Here is a 19,687-nt window from a genome sequence, read left to right as displayed (position 1 = left end):
ATTCTATTTCCTAACTTTTTAAGATATGCTATAATATGAATATGTTTGATAATTATATTGTACCTGTATTTTTTGGTGGTGGAGCTCTTGCTCTACTAGGTTTAGTGTTATTTGGTTGGGCCTTGCCTTCATTTTTGAAGGGTAAGTGGTCTTATTTGATTTCTTTGCTAGGTTTAGGTTTGGTTGCTTTTGCCTATTTTGATGCGGCGATTGTTATCACTTATAAAATTTGGCTTGGATTGCTAGGTGTTATCATGATTGGTTGGGGACTTCCTTTCAACAATCGCAAGGGACGCCGTGCGATGACTATTTTCTGGGCTGTCATGGCAATCGTTGTAGGTATTGCTGCTATTGCATTCACTATTGCTTATGGTGTTATTAACCGCCACTAACATGAATCTGTAAAACATGCTATAATAATGGCATGTTTTATTTTATGACCCTATCATTTATTATCATGCCTGCCTTGGGCTGCTTCTTAATAGGCTTGGCTTTTGCTAAACCAGATCGTTGGGATTTTTCTTGGATTTTATCCTTAATTGGTTTGGTGGCCTTTATTTCTTCTTTTTGGCATATAGCACGCGTAGATTTATGGTTTATGCTAAGTTATAGTGTTGGTCCTTTTTTGATGGGATTTGGTTTCTCCTGGGATCTAAGTAAGAAACGTCGTAGGCAGTTATTATTATTAGGGGCATTTTTCCTTGTCTTTTTTGTGATTCTGTACTATCTTATTGTGCGAATCCTGAATACAGCTGTTGTCTAAAGGAGGGCTGTTGTGATGTTGCTAGATTTAGAAGAGAAGACACGTGTGCTTGTAGAAGATATTGTTGAACGTTCAGCTATTGGGAGAGGAGCTATCTTTGTCTTGGGCCTGTCTTCCAGTGAGGTTGCTGGTGGGACTATCGGCAAAGCCTCTAGCCGCGAAATTGGTCAACGAATTGTGAAAACTATTCTTGAGGTTTTGGAACCTAAAGGGATTTACTTGGCTGTTCAGGGCTGTGAACATTTGAATCGTGCTTTGGTTGTCGAGCGTGAGCTTGCCATGGCTAAAGATTTGGAAATTGTGAATGTTCTTCCTACCTTGCACGCTGGGGGAAGTGGTCAGCTGGCTGCTTTCGACTATATGAAGGATCCTGTTGAGGTGGAGGAAATTGTCGCTCAGGCTGGTATTGATATTGGGGATACCTCTATTGGTATGCATGTGAAGAGGGTCCAAGTTCCTCTTCGCCCTATTATTCCAGAATTAGGTGGTGCCCATGTGACTGCTTTGGCTAGTCGTCCTAAGTTAATTGGTGGTGCTCGTGCGGAGTATCTAGCAGATCCTATTCGTAAAAACTAAAAAGTATCGGACAAGAATGTCCGATACTTTTTCTATTAGCTAGGCTTTTCGTTTTAATGATGGCGCTTGGCATAATCAACAAATTTGAATTTTTCAAGTTTATGGCGACTTTCCGTAAATTGAAACTGTTTTCCATTGTTTAAATAAACTTTTGAACGGACACAGACGACGTGCTGGTCCTTACCTAGGTCGATAAGAATCTTATCCTGATCGGTAGCATTATCGATAGTGATTTCTTTAAAGGCGTGGGAAATGCTAAGGTTGATCTGATTCTCAATGTAGTCGTAAATAGAGTATTCAGCAATGCTACGGTTTAGTTGAGGAACAAGGCTTGCATCTAGGTAATCAATATCTATAACAGAGGCACAGCTATCAACGACTCTTTGGCGAACAACACGCCAAACCTGTCGGCTGTTAGAAAAACCAGTTCTTTCTGAGAGTTTGGAATCAACGATGATTTTATCCAGAGAAATAACATTGGTTTGCGAATTAAGGCCTTGTTGTTCTATTAGTTCTTGGTAACTAGTAAGGTCAGACACAGGAAAGTTGATTTGTTCCTGGTTAATAACCTGAGAGCCAGAGCCATGAATTTTTTTGACCAAGCCTTCTTCAACGAGTAAGGTTAATGCTTTTCGTATAGTGTCTCGACTAACCTGGTAAGATTGAACCAGTTCTTGTTCGGTGGGGAGAAAGTCTCCCACTTGATACTTTTGCTCATGGATAGCTTTTTCTAAATCCTTATAAATAATCTGATATTTTTTCATCTTTCTCCTCATTTGTAGGTAAAAAAACATACAACCGATGTTTTTTTACAAAAATACGTTAAAAAAATCCCGGAACACTTGCAGACAAATTTGCAATCGCTTACAATTAGTTTATCAAGTCAATCAGATATTGTCAAAAAAGAAAAGGAGATTCAAATGGGTAAATTTGAACAAGAAGCCAAAGATCTGCTTGCTGCAATCGGCGGTAAAGAAAATGTGACTGCTGTTACTCACTGTGCGACGCGTATGCGTTTCGTTCTTGGTGATGACAAGAAGGCAGATGTGAAAACAATCGAAGCCATTCCTGCTGTTAAGGGGACTTTCACCAATGCAGGTCAATTCCAAGTTATCATTGGTAATGATGTACCAATCTTTTATAACGATTTCACTGCTGTATCAGGGATTGAAGGTGTTTCTAAAGAAGCTGCTAAATCAGCTGCCAAGAGCAACCAAAACCCAGTTCAGCGTGTTATGACAACCTTGGCGGAGATCTTTACACCTATTATTCCAGCCCTTATCGTTGGGGGATTAATCCTTGGTTTCCGTAATGTTCTTGAAGGTGTGCATTGGTCTATGCTTGACGGCAAGACAATTACCGAGGTTTCTCAGTTCTGGTCAGGAGTGAATCACTTCTTGTGGTTACCTGGTGAAGCTATCTTCCAATTCTTGCCTGTAGGTATTACTTGGTCTGTTTCTCGTAAAATGGGAACTAGCCAAATTCTTGGAATTGTTTTGGGTATTTGTCTGGTGTCACCACAATTGCTTAATGCTTATTCAGTAGCATTGACACCAGCGTCTGAAATTGCTAAGGATTGGGTTTGGGATTTCGGATTCTTTACTGTTAATCGTATAGGTTATCAAGCGCAAGTTATTCCTGCCCTTCTTGCTGGTTTGTCACTTTCTTATCTTGAAATTTTCTGGCGTAAACATGTACCAGAAGTAGTATCAATGATTTTTGTACCGTTCTTGTCATTGATTCCAGCCCTTATTTTGGCTCATACTGTTTTAGGTCCTATTGGTTGGACTATTGGCCAAGCTCTTTCAACAGTGGTTCTTGCTGGTTTGACAGGTCCTGTAAAATGGCTTTTCGGTGCTGTTTTTGGTGCCCTTTATGCGCCGTTCGTTATCACTGGTCTTCACCACATGACCAATGCAATTGATACTCAGTTGATTGCAGATGCTGGTGGAACAGCTCTTTGGCCTATGATTGCTCTATCAAACATTGCTCAAGGTTCAGCAGTCTTTGCTTACTATATTATGCATCGTCATGATGAACGTGAGGCTCAAATTTCACTTCCAGCTACTATTTCAGCTTATCTTGGTGTTACAGAACCAGCCCTCTTCGGGGTTAACGTCAAATATATTTACCCATTTGTTGCGGGTATGATTGGTTCATCTATTGCAGGTCTTCTATCAGTAACCTTTAACGTTACAGCGGCCTCTATTGGTATTGGTGGGTTGCCTGGTATTCTATCAATTCAACCTAAGTATATGATTCCATTTGCAGGAATTATGCTTGTTGCTATCATTGTACCTATGGTCTTGACTTTCTTCTTCCGCAAAGTGGGTCTCTTTACTAAGACAGAAGATGATACAGAACTTAAGGAAGAATTCGCAGCTCAAGAAGAAGCTGAATTTGCATCACATACTGCTACTCCAACGGCTCTTGCTGAATCAGCAGAGGTTGTTAGCCCACTTGCTGGCCAAGTTAAACCACTTAGCCAAGCCACAGATCCTGTCTTTTCATCAGGTGTAATGGGACAAGGTGTCGTCATCGAACCAAGTCAAGGGGAATTGGTTTCACCAGTGAATGGTACAGTGACAGTACTCTTCCCAACTAAGCACGCAGTAGGTATCGTTTCTGAAGAAGGTGTTGAAATGCTAATGCACATTGGTATGGATACGGTTAGCCTTGACGGAAAAGGTTTTGAGGCTCATGTTGAACAAGGTGATAAAGTTGTTGTTGGTCAACAATTGATTAGCTTTGATATGGATGTTATCAAAAAGGCTGGTTTGGTCACTGAGACTCCAGTTATCATTACAAATCAAGATGATTTCCAAGCAGATGTTGAAGGAGATCTTCCACGTGATATTAAACGTGGTGATGTTCTCATGATTGCTCATCGAACAAAATAAGCTAAGGGGTGGAGACGTTACGGTTCCACCTCTTCATATAAAGAACAAAAGAGGAAAAATCACATGGCATTAGATAAAACAAAGGTTGTATACCAAATTTATCCAAAATCATATAAGGACACTACAGGAAATGGAATTGGTGATTTCAGAGGAATCATTGAAAAGATTCCTTATCTAGCAGAGTTGGGCGTGGATATGGTTTGGCTCAATCCTTTCTATCCAAGCCCACAACGTGACAATGGTTACGATATTTCAGACTATACAGCCGTTAATCCTGTCTTTGGGGATATGGCTGACTTTGAAGAAATGGTCCGTGTAGCTAAAGAGCACAAGATTGACTTCATGCTAGACATGGTGCTTAACCATTGCTCAACGGAGCATGAGTGGTTCCAAAAGGCTCTTGCTGGAGATAAGTACTACCAAGATTTCTTCTTCATTCAGGACCAACCAACTGATTGGTTGTCTAAATTTGGTGGTTCTGCCTGGGCTCCTTTTGGAGATACAGGAAAATACTATCTTCACCTCTTTGACGTGACACAGGCAGACCTCAATTGGCGCAATCCCAATGTCCGCAAGGAATTGTTCAAGGTGGTCAACTTCTGGCGGGACAAGGGTGTCAAAGGCTTCCGTTTTGATGTGATCAATTTGATTGGAAAAGACGAAGTCTTGGTGGATTGCCCTGAAAATGAAGGGAAGCCAGCTTATACGGATAAACCAATTGTCCATGACTATCTTCGTATGATGAATGAAGCGACCTTTGGTTCTGATGATAGCTTTATGACAGTTGGAGAGATGTCATCGACAACCATTGACAACTGTGTTTTGTATTCAGCACCGGAGCGCCACGAGTTGTCTATGGCCTTTAACTTCCATCATCTGAAAGTCGACTATGAAGATGGTCAAAAATGGACCATTACTCCATTTGATTTTGAAGAGCTCAAACGTCTCTATCATACCTGGGGCAAGGAAATGAGTGAACGAGGAGGTTGGAGTGCCCTCTTCTGGAATAACCATGACCAACCTCGTGCTCTTAATCGCTTTGTGGATATCAAGAACTTCCGCAATGAAGGAGCGACCATGCTCGCAGCCAGCATTCACTTGTCACGTGGAACGCCTTATATCTACATGGGCGAAGAGATTGGAATGATTGATCCAGACTATGATTCGATGGCAGATTATGTGGATGTCGAATCCATCAATGCCTACCAGATGCTTTTGGATCAAGGTCATTCTCCAGAGCAAGCCTTTAAGATTATCCAAGCTAAGTCACGAGATAATTCTCGTACGCCAATGCAATGGGATGCTTCTGAAAATGCAGGTTTTTCAACAGGCACTCCATGGTTGAAAGCCGGTAAATCTTACAAAGACATCAACGTTGAAAATGAAATCGATGGACCAATCTTTAAATTCTATAAAGAATTGATTCGCTTGCGCAAAGAAATGCCTATTATTTCAGAAGGTAGCTATCAGCCGGCACTTGAAGATAGTCAACAAGTCTACGCCTTTGAACGTCATTTAGATGGTCAAAAACTCTTGGTACTCAATAATTTTTATGGAAGTGAAGCAGAAGTGGCGATTCCAGCAGAATACCAGTCAGGGCGCGTGCTCTTGTCAAACTATGACGATGCAGAGCTTGCTGAAAAGGTAAGTCTTAAGCCTTATCAAACCCTAGCAATCTTAGTAAAATAAGCCAAACTTTCCTCAGTAAATGCTTTTACTGGGGAATTTTGTTATAATGAAAGCACTTTTAATGTTGATGGAGGAAGTGTAATGACACGCTTACAAGATGATTTTTATGATTACGTCAATGGAAAATGGGCGGAGACCGCTGTAATTCCTGATGATAAGCCTTCAACCGGTGGTTTTATGGATTTGGACCAAGATATCGAAAACTTGATGTTGGATATCACTGGAAAATGGCAACGAGGTGAAGAATTGCCCGAAGACAGTATTCTCCAAAACTTTGTCAAATACCATAAGATGGTGGCAGATTTTGATGCAAGAGAAGCAGCTGGTGTAGCGCCAGTCATGCCCTTGATCAATGAAATCAAGGCCTTGTCTTCTTTTGAAGACTATACCAGCAAGTTAGGCACCTATGAACTAGCTGGCAAACCAAATCTCTTGCCATTTAGCGTGTCACCAGACTTTATGAATGCTCAAATGAATGTCTTGTGGGGAGAAGCACCGGCTCTCATCTTGCCAGATACGACCTACTATGAAGAAGGTAACGAAAAAGGTCCAGAATTACTAGCTATCTGGCGCCAAATGATGGAAAAACTCTTGGCAAAATTTGATTTCTCAGAGGAAGAAATCAAAGATATCCTGGATAAGGTCATTGCAGGGGATGCAGAATTGGCCAAATATGTCTTGTCGAACGAAGAAAAATCAGAGTATAACAAACTCTACCATCCCTATGAGTGGGCGGATTTCAAGGCCTTGGTCCCAGAATTGCCACTCGATGCCTTCTTTACAGAAGTGATCGGACAAACTCCAGATAAAATCATCGTGCCAGAAGAGCGTTACTGGAAGGAATTCGCACCAACATTCTACTCAGCAGCCAACTGGGAGACCTTTCATGCTGCATTGAAACTCGGCGCAGCTCTTTCTTGGACTCTATTTTTGACTGAAGAAATCCGTGTCTTGGCTGGTGAATATAGTCGTACGATTGCAGGTGTTCCAGAACCTCGTTCCAAAGAAAAAGCAGCCTTGTCATTAGCAGAAGTACCATATAGCCAAGCGCTTGGACTATGGTATGCGGGAGAAAAATTCTCACCAGAAGCAAAAGCAGACGTAGAGCATAAAGTTGCAACTATGATTGAGGTTTACAAGGCTCGTCTAGAAAAAGCAGATTGGCTCGCCCCTGAGACTCGTGAAAAAGCCATTGTCAAACTCAATGTCATCACACCTCATATCGGTTACCCTGAAAAGTTACCAGAAACTTATGCCAAGAAGATTATCGACGAGAGCAAAACCTTGGTTGAAAATGCTCAAGCTCTCTACGAAATTTCAATTGCTCATAGCTGGAGTAAGTGGAACCAACCAGTTGATCGAAGTGAGTGGCATATGCCAGCAAATATGGTCAATGCCTACTATGATCCGCAACAAAACCAAATCGTCTTCCCAGCAGCAATTTTGCAGGCACCTTTCTATGATCTTCACCAATCGTCATCAGCTAACTACGGCGGAATCGGTGCAGTCATTGCCCATGAAATTTCACACGCCTTTGACACCAATGGAGCTTCCTTTGATGAGAATGGTAGCTTGAAGGACTGGTGGAAACCAGAAGATTACGAAGCCTTTACCGCTCGCACGCAAAAAGTCATCGATCAGTTTGAAGGCCAAGACTCTTACGGTGCTAAGATTAACGGGAAATTGACCGTCTCTGAAAACGTAGCGGATCTTGGAGGCATCGCTGCAGCCCTTGAGGCCGCTAAGAAAGAGGAGGATTTCTCAGCAGAAGAATTCTTCACCAACTTTGCTCGCATCTGGCGCATGAAAGCTCGGACAGAATATATGCAACTCCTTGCAAGTGTCGATGTCCACGCACCAGGAAAACTCCGTACTAATGTTCAACTACCAAACTTCGACGAATTCCACAAGGAATTTGACGTTAAAGAAGGCGACGGCATGTGGCGTGCCCCAGAAGATCGTGTGATTATTTGGTAATAATGATGAAATCTGTCCTAAAATGGATGGATTTCTTTATTTTTGTCGTTGTAAGGGTTTACAAAAATTGAATAAAGAGCTATAATAATATTGTTCAAAAGCTTGTGATTTTTTTAACAAGTGCTTAAAAGGAGTTTTATATGACTAAAGAAATTAAACAAACTAAAGATATTCAAACAGTAATTGATGAATTGGCAATAAAGGGGGTTGAAGCCCTCAATGAAATGGCTGACTTTACACAGGAGCAAGTGGACCACATTGTTCACCATGCAGCAATCGCAGCGCTTGATAAACACATGTATCTTGCAAAATTGGCTGTTGACGAAACAGGTCGTGGTATTTATGAAGACAAAGCTATAAAAAATATGTATGCTTCTGAATACATTTGGAATAGCATCAAAAATGACAAGACAGTCGGTGTTATTGCTGAAGATAAAGAGCAAGGTTTGGTCTCTATCGCTGAGCCGGTAGGTGTTATCTGTGGGGTAACTCCAACAACAAATCCAACATCTACTACTATTTTCAAAGCTTTGATTGCGTTGAAAACACGTAACTCAATTGTATTTGCCTTCCACCCATCAGCTCAAAAATCATCAGCAGAAGCTGCGCGCATTGTTCGTGATGCTGCTATTGAAGCTGGTGCACCTAAGAACTGTATTCAGTGGATTGAAGAGCCATCTATCGAAGCGACTGGTCTCTTGATGAACCATCCTAAGATTGCCACAGTACTTGCGACTGGTGGACCTGGTATGGTTAAAGCAGCTTACTCAACTGGTAAACCAGCACTTGGTGTAGGAGCTGGGAATGTACCTGCCTATATTGCGGCAGATGCTAAAGTTAAACGTGCTGTCAACGATATCATTCTTTCAAAGAGTTTTGACAATGGTATGATTTGTGCTTCTGAACAAGCAGCTATCGTTGATGCAGCTATTTATGACGAAGTTAAGGCTGAATTTGAAGCACATCAATGTGTCATCATTTCTAAAAAAGCCGACATTGCTAAATTGGAAAAAGTCGTTCTTAATGAAGCGCGTACAGCTGTAAATGGTGCCATTGTAGGTCACTCAGCTATTGAAATCGCTGAAAAAGCTGGTCTTAAAGTTCCTGCAGGTACAAAATTGCTTTTGGCAGAAATTCCAGATGCAACAATGGAACACCCACTTGCCTTGGAAAAATTGTCTCCAGTACTTGCCCTTATCAAATCTGATGGCGTTGAAGATGGATTCAAAAAAGCAGAAGGTATGCTCAATTTGGGTGGTCTCGGACACACAGCTGTTATCCACACTGAAAATGAAGAGCTCCAACTCCAATATGGTATTCGCATGAAAGCCTGCCGTGTCTTGGTAAATAGCCCATCAGCTGAAGGTGGTATCGGTAATATCTACAATAACATGATCCCATCATTGACTCTTGGTTGTGGCTCATACGGACACAACTCAATCTCTCACAATGTTAGTTCATTTGACCTTCTTAACGTAAAAACATTGTCAAAGCGTCGCAATAATATGCAATGGTTTCGCGTCCCACCAAAAATCTTCTTTGAAAAAGACTCAATAACATATCTGCGTCATATCAAAGCTAAACGTGTAATGTTGGTCTGTGATCCAGGTATGGTTCAGTTTGGCTACGCTGCCTTGGTTAAACGCCAACTGGAACTCAACCGTCACGATCCAATGATTGAAGTTTTCTCAGATGTTGAGCCTAACCCATCTACGAATACGGTTTATAAAGGCTTGGAACGCTTTGTAGACTTCCAACCAGATGTCATTATTGCCCTTGGTGGTGGTTCTGCAATGGATGCGGCTAAGGCTATGTGGATGTTCTTTGAACACCCAGATGTAAGCTTTTTCGGTGCTAAACAAAAATTCTTAGATATTCGTAAACGTACCTATAAGATTCCATATGCTGAAAAGACCACATTTATCTGTATCCCTACAACTTCAGGTACGGGTTCAGAAGTAACGTCATTTGCGGTTATCACTGATAGTGAAACTCATATCAAGTATCCATTGGCAGATTACGCTTTGACTCCGGATATTGCTATCGTCGACCCTGCTTTGGTTATGAGTGTACCTGCCAGCGTTACGGCAGATACAGGTATGGACGTTTTGACTCACGCTATTGAATCTTATGTATCAGTCATGGCTAGCGACTATACACGCGGACTTTCACTTCAAGCGATTAAACTTGTTTTTGAAAATCTTGAACATTCTTACCGTTTTGGTGATGAAGAATCACGTGAAAAAATGCATAATGCGTCAACAATGGCTGGTATGGCCTTTGCCAATGCCTTCCTTGGTATTAGTCACTCATTAGCACATAAGATTGGTCCAATGTACAATATTCCACACGGACGTACCAATGCAATTCTTCTACCTCACGTTATCCGCTACAATGGTCGTGATCCTCAAAAACACGCCATGTTCCCTAAATATGACTACTTCCGTGCAGACAAGGATTATGCTGATATTGCTCGTTTCATGGGATGGGGTACTGACAAACAATCAGATGCTGAATTGGTTGAACTTTTGGCACAAAAAGTATACGAATTAGGTATTGCCGTTGGTATTGACATGAACTGGAAGGGACAAGGTGTCACTAAGAAACTTCTTCAAGACACTGCCTATACTTTGGCCGAACATGCTTATGAAGACCAATGTACAACAGCTAATCCGAAAGAACCGCTTATTTCAGAATTGAAAGAAATTATCGAAATTGCCTTTGATTATAAAGGGTAAGTGATAGACTAAAGTAGCTCTATAAGGGCTACTTTTTTTGCCAGGAATCTTCTATATTAGAGTGTTTATCCAAATTAAAAATAAAGGACTTTCTTGAATAAGATAGAAAAACGCTTTAAGAATTGTTATAATAACCTTACAGCAAGATAAGGAGATTCCTATGACAAAAGAAGAAGGGCTTAGCTTGGGTGAAACAGCACACCCTCTTAAGCTTCATAAAATGGGACCATCGGGGGCTCTCATGGAAGGGAATAGAGCGACTAATAAGTTTAAAGAGTTTAATGCTGATAGGATGGTGAGTGTTCAATTCAATCCTAGTCAACAAGTAAAAGAATCAAAGGAGCCAGTAACCTCAAAGAATATTGTGGGGATGGTATCAGGTGTGATTGCAGCGATACTCACCATACTTTTGATTGTTTGTCTCGTGATGGGATACCGTTATCGAGCTGCAAGCATTGAGGGCGATTGGACAAGCCCAACCTTTAGTGAGAAAATGTTAGCCACTCTGAAAGACACTGCTACTACTAAGAATAAAGTTAGTAATGCTTTACCACAAGGTCAAAATCTTATCACCGATATCAATACAGCAATGAGTATTACTGACAATAAGGCTCACTTAAAAGTGAGCTTTGTTTACAATCGTAAAGGTCTTTATCAGGCTTACCAGAGTAGAGTTACTGAATTGAAAGGTCAGTACGGTGAGGAGTTCTCGGAGGTTTTTGATAGTTATTCATTGTCAGAAAAAGACTACTATAAACAGTTTGATGAGACAGTGAAGAAAGAACTTCCAAAGAGCTATACCTACGATGCCAAAACCGGTCGTGTCACAACAACTGCTTTTACGGGAGATATTAACCGTTGGGAGCAAACAATCACTGTGGATAAGGCTGGAGATTCAGATGCTTTTAAAAAAGGTGATGTCTTAGATTATACGCCTAACAATGAAGGCTTTACTATCAAGGCACACAGTGAATTCGGTGACATTAGTTTTACAAAAAATAAATAAAAAAGGAAATTAAAGGGGAATATAAATGACAAGAGCAGAATGGTTGGACTATTTTGAGACGGTAAACGGACGTAAGCCGAGTGTTCAGGAAATGGCGGATGCTTTGAAAGCTGGAGAGTTTGTTAATGAAGCACCAGCTAAAGCTGAAGATACAGCTACTACTGAACCTATTAAGGTTGAGGCAGAAATCGTCGAGACAAGCACTAGTCCTCTACCAACAGAAACGGCACCAGCGGTAACAACAACAGCACCTTCTATGGTTGCTTTTCCAGAAGGACAAGCAGCTATGGCAAATTTGGCTCCTAAAAAACCAATGGATCCCAAAAAGAAAAAACGCATCCTAGTCTCAGTTTTGTCAGCGGTAGTCCTCGTCTTCTTATGTATCGGTGGCTTTATGACTTACCGTTATGTGACAGGTAATATTGATGGCAAATGGTACAGTAGTTCTCTAGGTAGAGAGTATAGTTCAAGCATGTCTGAAAGTTTGACAGACTTGGATAGTAAGGAGCTTGAAAAGTACTTTACAGATACTGCTGTAACCATGAAGGTAAAAGGTAGCAATGCGAAGGTGACTGCTGGCTATACTTTTGACAAGAAAACTTACATCAAGGATTATCGTGAGAGGGTTCAGAAGTCCTTCTCAGCCTTTGGAGATTTATTTAAAGCCTTCTATGGAGATTCCTTTGAAAACTATTATAGTGAGGAAACTATAGAAAAAGAACTTGATGAAGCTCTTGAAAAAGCTGCAAAAGACAGCGGTCAAAAGTATGATTCGAAGACAGGCGAAACAACGACAACCCTTTTCAAAGGGAAGGTTAGTCGCTTGGGACATAAGATGACTGTTACTTCTGTCAACAAAGACGTTGATATTGATGGTCTCAATGTGAAAAAAGGCCAAGAGCTAAAAGTGACTAAAAAAGATAAGAAAGTAACGCTTAGTGGTGATGGCAAATCAAAAGATATTACTTTCTCAACTAAGAATGACACCAAAGATAAATTTTAAGATGACATCCGGAATAGCTATTCCGGATTTTTTCATGTCTTTGAGAGGAGAAAATAGGGTGATATCCGAATGATTTTCTCACAAGTCACAATACGTGTAGAAATATTCTGACAATTATGCTACAATAGAGCCACAGACTATCTAAAAAGAGGATTTACCATGACACTTGTATACCAATCAACACGTGACGAAAATAATAAAGTAACAGCTAGTCAAGCTATTCTTCAAGGTTTGGCAACAGATGGTGGCTTGTTCACACCGTTGTCAACGCCTGAGGTTGCTTTGGACTTTGATCAATTGAAAGACGCTTCTTATCAAGAAGTTGCTAAATTGGTCTTGTCAGCTTTCTTGGATGATTTTACTGAAGAGGAATTGGATTACTGTATCACAAATGCTTATGATGACAAGTTTGATACAGCTGCCATTGCACCAGTAGTTAAACTTAAGAACCACTACAATCTTGAGCTTTTCCATGGTTCTACTATTGCTTTCAAAGACATGGCCCTTTCAATCTTGCCTTATTTGCTAACAACATCAGCTAAAAAGCAAGGTGTTGATAATAAGATTGTCATCTTGACAGCGACATCAGGTGACACTGGTAAAGCTGCCATGGCTGGTTTTGCAGATGTTCCTGGAACTGAAATCATTGTCTTTTATCCAAAAGACGGTGTTTCAAAAATCCAAGAATTGCAAATGACCACTCAAACAGGAGCTAATACGCACGTTATTGCCATTGATGGTAACTTTGATGATGCTCAAACAGATGTGAAACGTATGTTTAATGATGTTGATTTGCGTGAGAAATTGTTGGCTCATCATACGCAATTCTCATCAGCTAACTCAATGAACGTTGGTCGTTTGGTACCGCAAGTGGTTTACTATGTATATGCCTATGCACAGTTGGTTAAGGCAGGTCATATCCAAAACGGAGATAAGGTGAACTTCACAGTACCAACAGGAAACTTTGGTAATATCTTGGCGGCTTATTATGCACGTCAGATTGGTGTTCCAGTTGGCAAATTAATCTGTGCTTCTAATGAAAATAACGTCCTTACAGACTTCTTCGCAACGGGTACTTATGACAAGAAACGTGACTTCAAGGTAACAACAAGCCCTTCTATGGATATCTTGGTATCTTCTAACTTGGAACGCTTGATTTTCCACCTTCTTGGTAATGATTCTACTAAGACTAAAGAGCTTATGGATGCACTTGTGACTAAGGGTGAGTATACTTTGGCTGATGCAGATAAAGATATTCTTGATTTGTTTGCAGCAGGTTTTGCAACTGAGGATGAAACAGCTGCTGAAATCAAGCGTGTCTATGATGAAGACAAGTATATCGAAGATCCTCATACAGCAGTTGCCTCAGCTGTTTACGAAGCATATGTTCAAAAGACAGATGACCACACACCAACAGTTATCGCTTCAACAGCTAGCCCATACAAATTCCCACGTGTGGCTGTTTCAGCTGTCACTGGTAAAGACAGTGGGGATGATTTCAAAGCAGTAGAAGATTTGCACCAACTTTCAGGTGTAGCTATCCCAGCGGCTGTAGATGGACTTGAACATGCAGAAGTTCGCCATAAAACAGTTGTTGCGGCAGCTGATATGCAAAAAGCAGTTGAAAGCTATCTTGGTGTATAAGAATAAAAAAATAGGAGCTGAGAAATCAGCCCTATTTTTATCAATATAGAAAAGAATATTATGACAGAAACAAAGAAAATTCTAAACATAGCCTTGCCTGCTATGGCCGAAAACCTTCTACAAATGTTGATGGGGGTTGTCGATTCTTACCTAGTGGCCCAGGTTGGTATTGTCGCTATATCGGGGGTTTCCGTAGCCAATAATATCATTACGATTTACCAAGCTATCTTTATTGCTCTAGGAGCCTCAAGTGCCAGTGTCATTGCCAGAAGTTTAGGAAAAGGTGATGTTAAAGCGACTAACCGAGACACTTGGGATGCTATTATTATTACCCTTGCTCTTAGTCTCATCCTTGGTCTACTTTCCATTTTTGGTGGTGGGGCTATTCTTAATCTTTTAGGTACTGAGCAATCTGTGACTCAGGCTGGTAGTCTTTACCTTGCTCTTGTCGGTGGAGGAGTGGTCTTCTTAGCCTTGATGACTACTTTTGGTAACATCCTACGAGCCAAGGGACGACCTCGTATTTCCATGGTTGTCAGTCTTTTGACCAATGTTCTTAATGCTATTTTATCTTCTTTAGCCATCTTTGTGGGACATTGGGGGATTATTGGGGTCGCAACAGCTACGGTTTTCTCTCGTCTGGTTGGGACAGTGATACTCTGGCAAGCGATGAAACTGGATGTGAAGCAGCTTGAAATTACCAAACCTTTTAATAGAGAGTTGTTGGGGATTGCCCTGCCAGCAGCAGGTGAACGACTGATGATGCGTGCTGGAGATGTGGTCATCGTGGCTATTATTGTTACCTTTGGTACAGCCGTTGTCGGTGGTAACGCCATTGGTGAAAACCTCACCCAGTTTAACTATATGCCTGGTATGGGAGTCGCAACGGCTACGGTTATCTTGGTTGCCAATAGTCTGGGTCGAGGGGATAAGACGCAGATGAAGCGTATTATACGAGAGTCTTATTGGATTTCCACCTTCTTGATGGTTCTGGTTTCAGGGAGTATCTTGCTCTTTGGCCAAGGATTATCGGGTCTCTTTACAGATAATAAAGCAGCTATTGCGGCTAGTCAGGTAGTTATTCTTTATTCTTTCCTTGGGAATCCTGTGACTTCGGGGACTCTAGTCTACACAGCAGTTTGGCAAGGTCTGGGTAAGGCTAAGATGCCTTTCTATGCGACGACTATTGGGATGTGGATTATCCGAATTTTCTCAGGATACTTCCTTGGGGTGAGTCTAGGACTGGGTCTTGCCGGAGTCTGGATTGCAACCGTTGTTGATAATGTATGGCGTGCGATCTTCCTCTACGTGATGTACCGTCGTTATCTCGTAAAGAGAAAGTTTTAAGGATAAATACTGAGGAGATACTCTTATTCAAAGGGTATCTTCTTCTTATTTTTTACAAGTAGGCTCGAATATGGTAAAATAAGCTGATAAAAACTTTTTGAGGTAGTAATTATGACTGTAAAAATCAATACAAAAGATGGTCAAATCGAATTGTCAGATGATGTCATCGCAACAGTAGTTGGCGGTTCAGCAACAGAAATTTTTGGCGTTGTCGGTATGGCAAGTAAGAGTGCTATCCGAGATAATTTTCAAGCACTTCTTGGAAAAGAAAACTACGCAAAAGGAGTTGTCGTGAAATCTACTGATGCAGGTATCACTGTTGATGTCTACACTGTTATGAGTTACGGTGTTAAGATTAGTGAGGTTTCAAAAAATATTCAAGAACGTGTGAAATTTAATCTTGAGAATCAACTCGGTATCAAGGCTGAAACAGTAAATGTTTACGTTCAAAATATTAAAGTCGTAGGAGAAAACTAGTGTCTAAAATTACAACAAGCTTGCTTCAGGAGATGGTCCAAGCGGCAGCAACACGTCTAGGTAAGCAAGCAGAATATGTGAATTCACTCAATGTCTTCCCAGTACCAGATGGAGATACTGGAACAAACATGGGAATGACTATGGATAACGGAGCCAAAGCTGTCGCAGATCAATCAGCTTCAACAGTTGGTGAAGTTGGTCAGATTTTGTCTAAGGGTCTTTTGATGGGTGCCCGTGGTAACTCAGGTGTTATCACGTCACAATTGTTCCGTGGATTTGGTCAAAGTATCAAGGACAAAACGGAACTTGACGGCCAAGATCTAGCTCATGCCTTCCAAGCAGGGGTTGAAGTTGCTTATAAAGCTGTTATGAAACCTGTTGAAGGAACAATCCTTACAGTATCACGTGGTGCAGCTTCAGCAGCGATTAAGAAAGCTGAATCTACAAATGATGCTGTTGAGGTTATGCGCGCAGCTCTTGACGGAGCTAAAGCTGCTTTGGCTAAGACACCAGAGATGCTTCCAGTTTTGAAAGAAGTTGGTGTGGTAGACTCAGGTGGTCAAGGTTTGGTCTTCATTTATGAGGGTTTCTTGTCAGCCCTCACAGGTGAGTATATCGCTTCAGAGGACTTCCAAGCGACACCTGCTACGATGACAGAGATGATCAATGCAGAACATCATAAGTCAGTTGCTGGTCATGTTGCAACAGAAGACATTACTTTTGGTTACTGTACGGAAATCATGATTGGTCTCAAACAAGGTCCAACTTATGTGAAGGACTTTGACTATGAAGAGTTCCAAAATTACTTGAGCAACCTTGGGGATTCTCTCCTTGTTGTTAATGACGATGAAATTGTCAAAGTTCACGTCCACACTGAGGATCCAGGTCTTGTCATGCAAGAAGGTCTTAAATATGGGGCTCTTGTCAAAGTTAAGGTTGACAACATGCGTAACCAACACGATGCACAAGTTCAAAAAGAAGAAGCTATCCAAGCTGCACCTTCTGTTCCTAAAGACTTTGCTCTTATTGCAGTTGTTGCTGGAGATGGGCTTGCAGATATCTTCAAATCACAAGGTGTTGACTATGTGATTTCAGGTGGTCAAACAATGAACCCATCAACAGAAGATATTGTTAAGGCTATTGAGCAGGTTAATGCTAAGAATGTTATCATCTTGCCAAACAATAAAAACATCTTTATGGCAGCACAATCAGCTGCTGAGGTAGTAGATGTCAATGCGGCAGTTGTTGAAACGCGTACAGTACCACAAGGCTTTACAAGCTTGCTTGCTTTTGATCCTAGCCAAAGTATCGAAGCGAATGTTGAAGCTATGACAGCTAGTCTTTCAGATGTAACAAGTGGTAGCGTGACCTTGGCGGTACGTGACACAACTATTGACGGACTTGAGATTCATGAAAATGATATCCTTGGTATGGTTGATGGTAAGATCCTTGTGTCTACACCAGATATGGATCAAGCCCTTCTTGACACTTTTGACAAGATGATTGACGAAGACAGTGAAATTGTTATGATTTATGTCGGCGAAGAAGGTAATCAAGAACAAGCTCAAGCACTTGCGGAAAAATTGGAAGAGGCTCACGAAGGTATCGAAGTTGAAATCTTCCAAGGAGACCAACCAGTTTATCCATACCTCTTTAGTGTTGAATAATATTGAAATAATCATTTAGGAAGTCTTAGAGCTTCCTTTTTGTTTTGTCGGTTTTGATACGGCTGGGACATCTTTTCGAAATTACAGAAATATTCTGAAAATTCCTTGACATTACTTTCCAAAGTGGTAACATATGTTGTAAGAAATTTTATAGATTGAAGGTAACATCATGAGAAGTGATATGATTAAAGTTGGTGTTGATAAGGCACCAGCACGCGGACTTTTGTATGCGACTGGGCAAGTTAAATCTGCCAAGGATATGCAAAAGCCTTTCATTGCTATTTGTAACTCTTATATTGATATTGTTCCAGGGCATGTTCACTTGCGTGAATTAGCAGATATTGCCAAGGAAGCTATCCGCGAGGCTGGCGGTATTCCTTTTGAGTTTAATACCATTGGTGTGGATGATGGGATTGCCATGGGGCATATTGGGATGCGTTACAGTCTTCCATCTCGTGAATTGATTGCCGATTCTGCAGAAACAGTTATTAATGCCCACTGGTTTGACGGGGTTTTCTATATTCCTAACTGTGATAAGATTACGCCAGGGATGATTTTGGCAGCCATGCGTACTAATGTGCCAGCAGTATTTTGTTCTGGTGGCCCTATGAAGGGTGGCGTTGACATGACTGGTCATCAAGCGACGCTATCAAGTTTGTTTGAAGCTGTAGGTACCTATCAGGCTGGAGATATGAGCAAGGAAGAGCTCGATTATTTGGAGAAAAATGCTTGTCCAACTTGTGGTTCATGTTCAGGAATGTTTACCGCTAACTCAATGAACTGTTTGATGGAAGTTTTGGGTCTTGCCCTTCCAGGTAACGGTACTATCCTAGCTGTCTCAGATGAACGTCGTGAATTGGTTCGTCAAGCAGCCACAAAATTGATGGATAACATCAAAAATAATGTTCGCCCACGTGATATTGTGACCAAAGAAGCTATCGATGATGCGTTTGCTCTTGATATGGCTATGGGTGGTTCAACCAATACTGTTCTCCATACCCTTGCTATTGCGCGTGAGGCTGGTATTGATTATGACCTTAAGGACATTAATGAAATTGCCAAGAAGACACCTTATCTCTCTAAAATTGCCCCTTCAAGTGTTTACACCATGCATGATGTGCATGAAGCTGGTGGTGTTCCAGCCATTATCAATCAGTTGATTAAAAAGGGAGCCATTAAGGGTGATCGTATTACAGTTACTGGTAAAACCTTGAAAGAAAATGTAGCTGGTGCTGAAATCAAAAATGAAGAAATTATCCATCCGATTGAGCATCCTATTTCACCAGTTGGTGGTTTGTCTATTCTTTACGGAAATATTGCTCAGGATGGAGCTGTTATCAAGGTTGGTGGTGTAGATCCATCTGTTAAAACTTTCCGCGGTAAAGCTATTTGTTGTGATTCACAAGATCAAGCCCTTGAGTTGATTGACAATGGAACAGTTAAGAAGGGACATGTCGTTGTCATTCGATACGAAGGTCCTCAGGGTGGTCCTGGTATGCCAGAAATGTTGGCACCAACTTCTAAGATTGTCGGACGCGGTCTTGGTAAGGATGTGGCACTGATTACGGATGGCCGTTTCTCAGGAGCTACTCGTGGTATTGCTATTGGTCACGTTTCTCCAGAAGCAGCAGAAGGTGGTAATATCGCCCTAATCGAAGATGGCGATGAAATCGTGATTGATCTTCCAAACCGTACTCTTGATCTGCTTGTCGATGATGTAACCCTTGAAGAACGTCGCAAACATTTGAAACCTTTCAAATCAAAAATTTCAAGTGGTTGGTTGCGTCGCTATACAGCCTTTGCTAAATCAGCCAATGTCGGCGGAACTTTGATGAGTGACGAAGAATTCGAAGAACGTAAAGCAGAACGTCAAGCACAAGAAAAAAACTAAGAACATTCT

General features: G+C 41.2%; 15 protein-coding genes. 14 read left to right on the top strand and 1 reads right to left on the bottom strand.

Going from position 1 to position 19,687, the window contains the following annotated elements; genetic code table 11:
* Nucleotides 1-35: 35 nt before the first annotated feature.
* The 3 genes from V471_RS02120 to V471_RS02110 are packed head-to-tail and all read left to right on the top strand — an operon-like array spanning nt 36 to nt 1,339.
* Nucleotides 36-392 (top strand): hypothetical protein, encoded by a 357-nt coding sequence (locus V471_RS02120; protein ID WP_002892073.1) that lies wholly within the window; start codon nt 36-38, stop codon nt 390-392.
* A gap of 32 nt (nt 393-424) precedes the next feature.
* Nucleotides 425-763, top strand: a complete 339-nt coding sequence (locus V471_RS02115) for a hypothetical protein (protein ID WP_073687829.1) — start codon at nt 425-427, stop codon at nt 761-763.
* Nucleotides 764-778: 15 nt separating this feature from the next.
* Nucleotides 779-1,339: a TIGR01440 family protein gene (locus V471_RS02110; RefSeq protein WP_021144703.1), complete on the top strand. Its 561-nt coding sequence runs from the start codon at nt 779-781 to the stop codon at nt 1,337-1,339.
* A gap of 53 nt (nt 1,340-1,392) precedes the next feature.
* Here V471_RS02110 and treR read toward each other — a convergent pair whose 3' ends face one another.
* On the bottom strand, nt 1,393-2,103 hold the full coding sequence (gene treR, locus V471_RS02105; RefSeq protein WP_084871064.1) for a trehalose operon repressor: 711 nt from the start codon (nt 2,101-2,103) through the stop codon (nt 1,393-1,395).
* Nucleotides 2,104-2,259: 156 nt separating this feature from the next.
* Between treR and treP the strand changes: the two genes are divergently transcribed.
* The 11 genes from treP to ilvD all read left to right on the top strand — a co-directional run bounded on the left by treP (nt 2,260) and on the right by ilvD (nt 19,678).
* Nucleotides 2,260-4,239, top strand: coding sequence for a PTS system trehalose-specific EIIBC component (gene treP / locus V471_RS02100; protein WP_084871063.1), 1,980 nt, complete (start codon nt 2,260-2,262; stop codon nt 4,237-4,239).
* A 63-nt stretch (nt 4,240-4,302) separates the two neighbouring features.
* On the top strand, nt 4,303-5,928 hold the full coding sequence (gene treC, locus V471_RS02095) for an alpha,alpha-phosphotrehalase (RefSeq protein ID WP_084871062.1): 1,626 nt from the start codon (nt 4,303-4,305) through the stop codon (nt 5,926-5,928).
* An 81-nt stretch (nt 5,929-6,009) separates the two neighbouring features.
* On the top strand, nt 6,010-7,905 hold the full coding sequence (locus V471_RS02090) for a M13 family metallopeptidase (protein WP_084871061.1): 1,896 nt from the start codon (nt 6,010-6,012) through the stop codon (nt 7,903-7,905).
* Nucleotides 7,906-8,045: 140 nt separating this feature from the next.
* Nucleotides 8,046-10,643 carry a bifunctional acetaldehyde-CoA/alcohol dehydrogenase gene (gene adhE / locus V471_RS02085; RefSeq protein ID WP_002887036.1) on the top strand — a complete coding sequence of 866 codons (2,598 nt, stop codon included), beginning with the start codon at nt 8,046-8,048 and terminating at the stop codon, nt 10,641-10,643.
* Nucleotides 10,644-10,803: 160 nt separating this feature from the next.
* Nucleotides 10,804-11,649 (top strand): hypothetical protein, encoded by an 846-nt coding sequence (locus V471_RS02080; protein WP_061652414.1) that lies wholly within the window; start codon nt 10,804-10,806, stop codon nt 11,647-11,649.
* A 25-nt stretch (nt 11,650-11,674) separates the two neighbouring features.
* Nucleotides 11,675-12,652, top strand: a complete 978-nt coding sequence (locus tag V471_RS02075) for a hypothetical protein (protein ID WP_014632533.1) — start codon at nt 11,675-11,677, stop codon at nt 12,650-12,652.
* Between the two features lie 159 nt (nt 12,653-12,811).
* Entirely contained in the window at nt 12,812-14,296 is a 1,485-nt protein-coding gene (thrC, locus tag V471_RS02070) for a threonine synthase (protein WP_061652412.1), read from the top strand.
* A gap of 60 nt (nt 14,297-14,356) precedes the next feature.
* The gene (locus V471_RS02065) at nt 14,357-15,643 is read left to right on the top strand and encodes an MATE family efflux transporter (protein ID WP_014632535.1); all 1,287 of its coding nucleotides are present in this window, start codon (nt 14,357-14,359) and stop codon (nt 15,641-15,643) included.
* Nucleotides 15,644-15,754: 111 nt separating this feature from the next.
* Nucleotides 15,755-16,120, top strand: a complete 366-nt coding sequence (locus tag V471_RS02060) for an Asp23/Gls24 family envelope stress response protein (protein ID WP_002885694.1) — start codon at nt 15,755-15,757, stop codon at nt 16,118-16,120.
* On the top strand, nt 16,120-17,787 hold the full coding sequence (locus tag V471_RS02055; RefSeq protein ID WP_084871060.1) for a DAK2 domain-containing protein: 1,668 nt from the start codon (nt 16,120-16,122) through the stop codon (nt 17,785-17,787). The genes V471_RS02060 and V471_RS02055 overlap by 1 nt, the downstream gene beginning before the upstream one ends.
* A gap of 169 nt (nt 17,788-17,956) precedes the next feature.
* Nucleotides 17,957-19,678, top strand: a complete 1,722-nt coding sequence (gene ilvD, locus V471_RS02050; RefSeq protein WP_002887027.1) for a dihydroxy-acid dehydratase — start codon at nt 17,957-17,959, stop codon at nt 19,676-19,678.
* Nucleotides 19,679-19,687 lie beyond the last annotated feature (9 nt).

The sequence above is a fragment of the Streptococcus salivarius genome, assembly GCF_002094975.1.
GTDB lineage: Bacteria > Bacillota > Bacilli > Lactobacillales > Streptococcaceae > Streptococcus > Streptococcus salivarius_D.
Note: the sequence above shows the minus strand (reverse complement) of the source record. Positions and strands in the feature narration are given on the sequence as shown.

Bases quoted from the DNA above. Each gene is read 5' to 3' on its own strand.
- adhE (WP_002887036.1), top strand. From the start codon at position 8,046: ATGACTAAAGAAATTAAACAAACTAAAGATATTCAAACAGTAATTGAT.
- V471_RS02075 (WP_014632533.1), top strand. From the start codon at position 11,675: ATGACAAGAGCAGAATGGTTGGACTATTTTGAGACGGTAAACGGACGT.
- thrC (WP_061652412.1), top strand. From the start codon at position 12,812: ATGACACTTGTATACCAATCAACACGTGACGAAAATAATAAAGTAACA.
- V471_RS02120 (WP_002892073.1), top strand. From the start codon at position 36: ATGAATATGTTTGATAATTATATTGTACCTGTATTTTTTGGTGGTGGA.
- V471_RS02115 (WP_073687829.1), top strand. From the start codon at position 425: ATGTTTTATTTTATGACCCTATCATTTATTATCATGCCTGCCTTGGGC.
- ilvD (WP_002887027.1), top strand. From the start codon at position 17,957: ATGAGAAGTGATATGATTAAAGTTGGTGTTGATAAGGCACCAGCACGC.
- V471_RS02065 (WP_014632535.1), top strand. From the start codon at position 14,357: ATGACAGAAACAAAGAAAATTCTAAACATAGCCTTGCCTGCTATGGCC.
- treC (WP_084871062.1), top strand. From the start codon at position 4,303: ATGGCATTAGATAAAACAAAGGTTGTATACCAAATTTATCCAAAATCA.
- V471_RS02110 (WP_021144703.1), top strand. From the start codon at position 779: ATGTTGCTAGATTTAGAAGAGAAGACACGTGTGCTTGTAGAAGATATT.
- treR (WP_084871064.1), bottom strand. From the start codon at position 2,103: ATGAAAAAATATCAGATTATTTATAAGGATTTAGAAAAAGCTATCCAT.
- treP (WP_084871063.1), top strand. From the start codon at position 2,260: ATGGGTAAATTTGAACAAGAAGCCAAAGATCTGCTTGCTGCAATCGGC.
- V471_RS02090 (WP_084871061.1), top strand. From the start codon at position 6,010: ATGACACGCTTACAAGATGATTTTTATGATTACGTCAATGGAAAATGG.
- V471_RS02060 (WP_002885694.1), top strand. From the start codon at position 15,755: ATGACTGTAAAAATCAATACAAAAGATGGTCAAATCGAATTGTCAGAT.
- V471_RS02080 (WP_061652414.1), top strand. From the start codon at position 10,804: ATGACAAAAGAAGAAGGGCTTAGCTTGGGTGAAACAGCACACCCTCTT.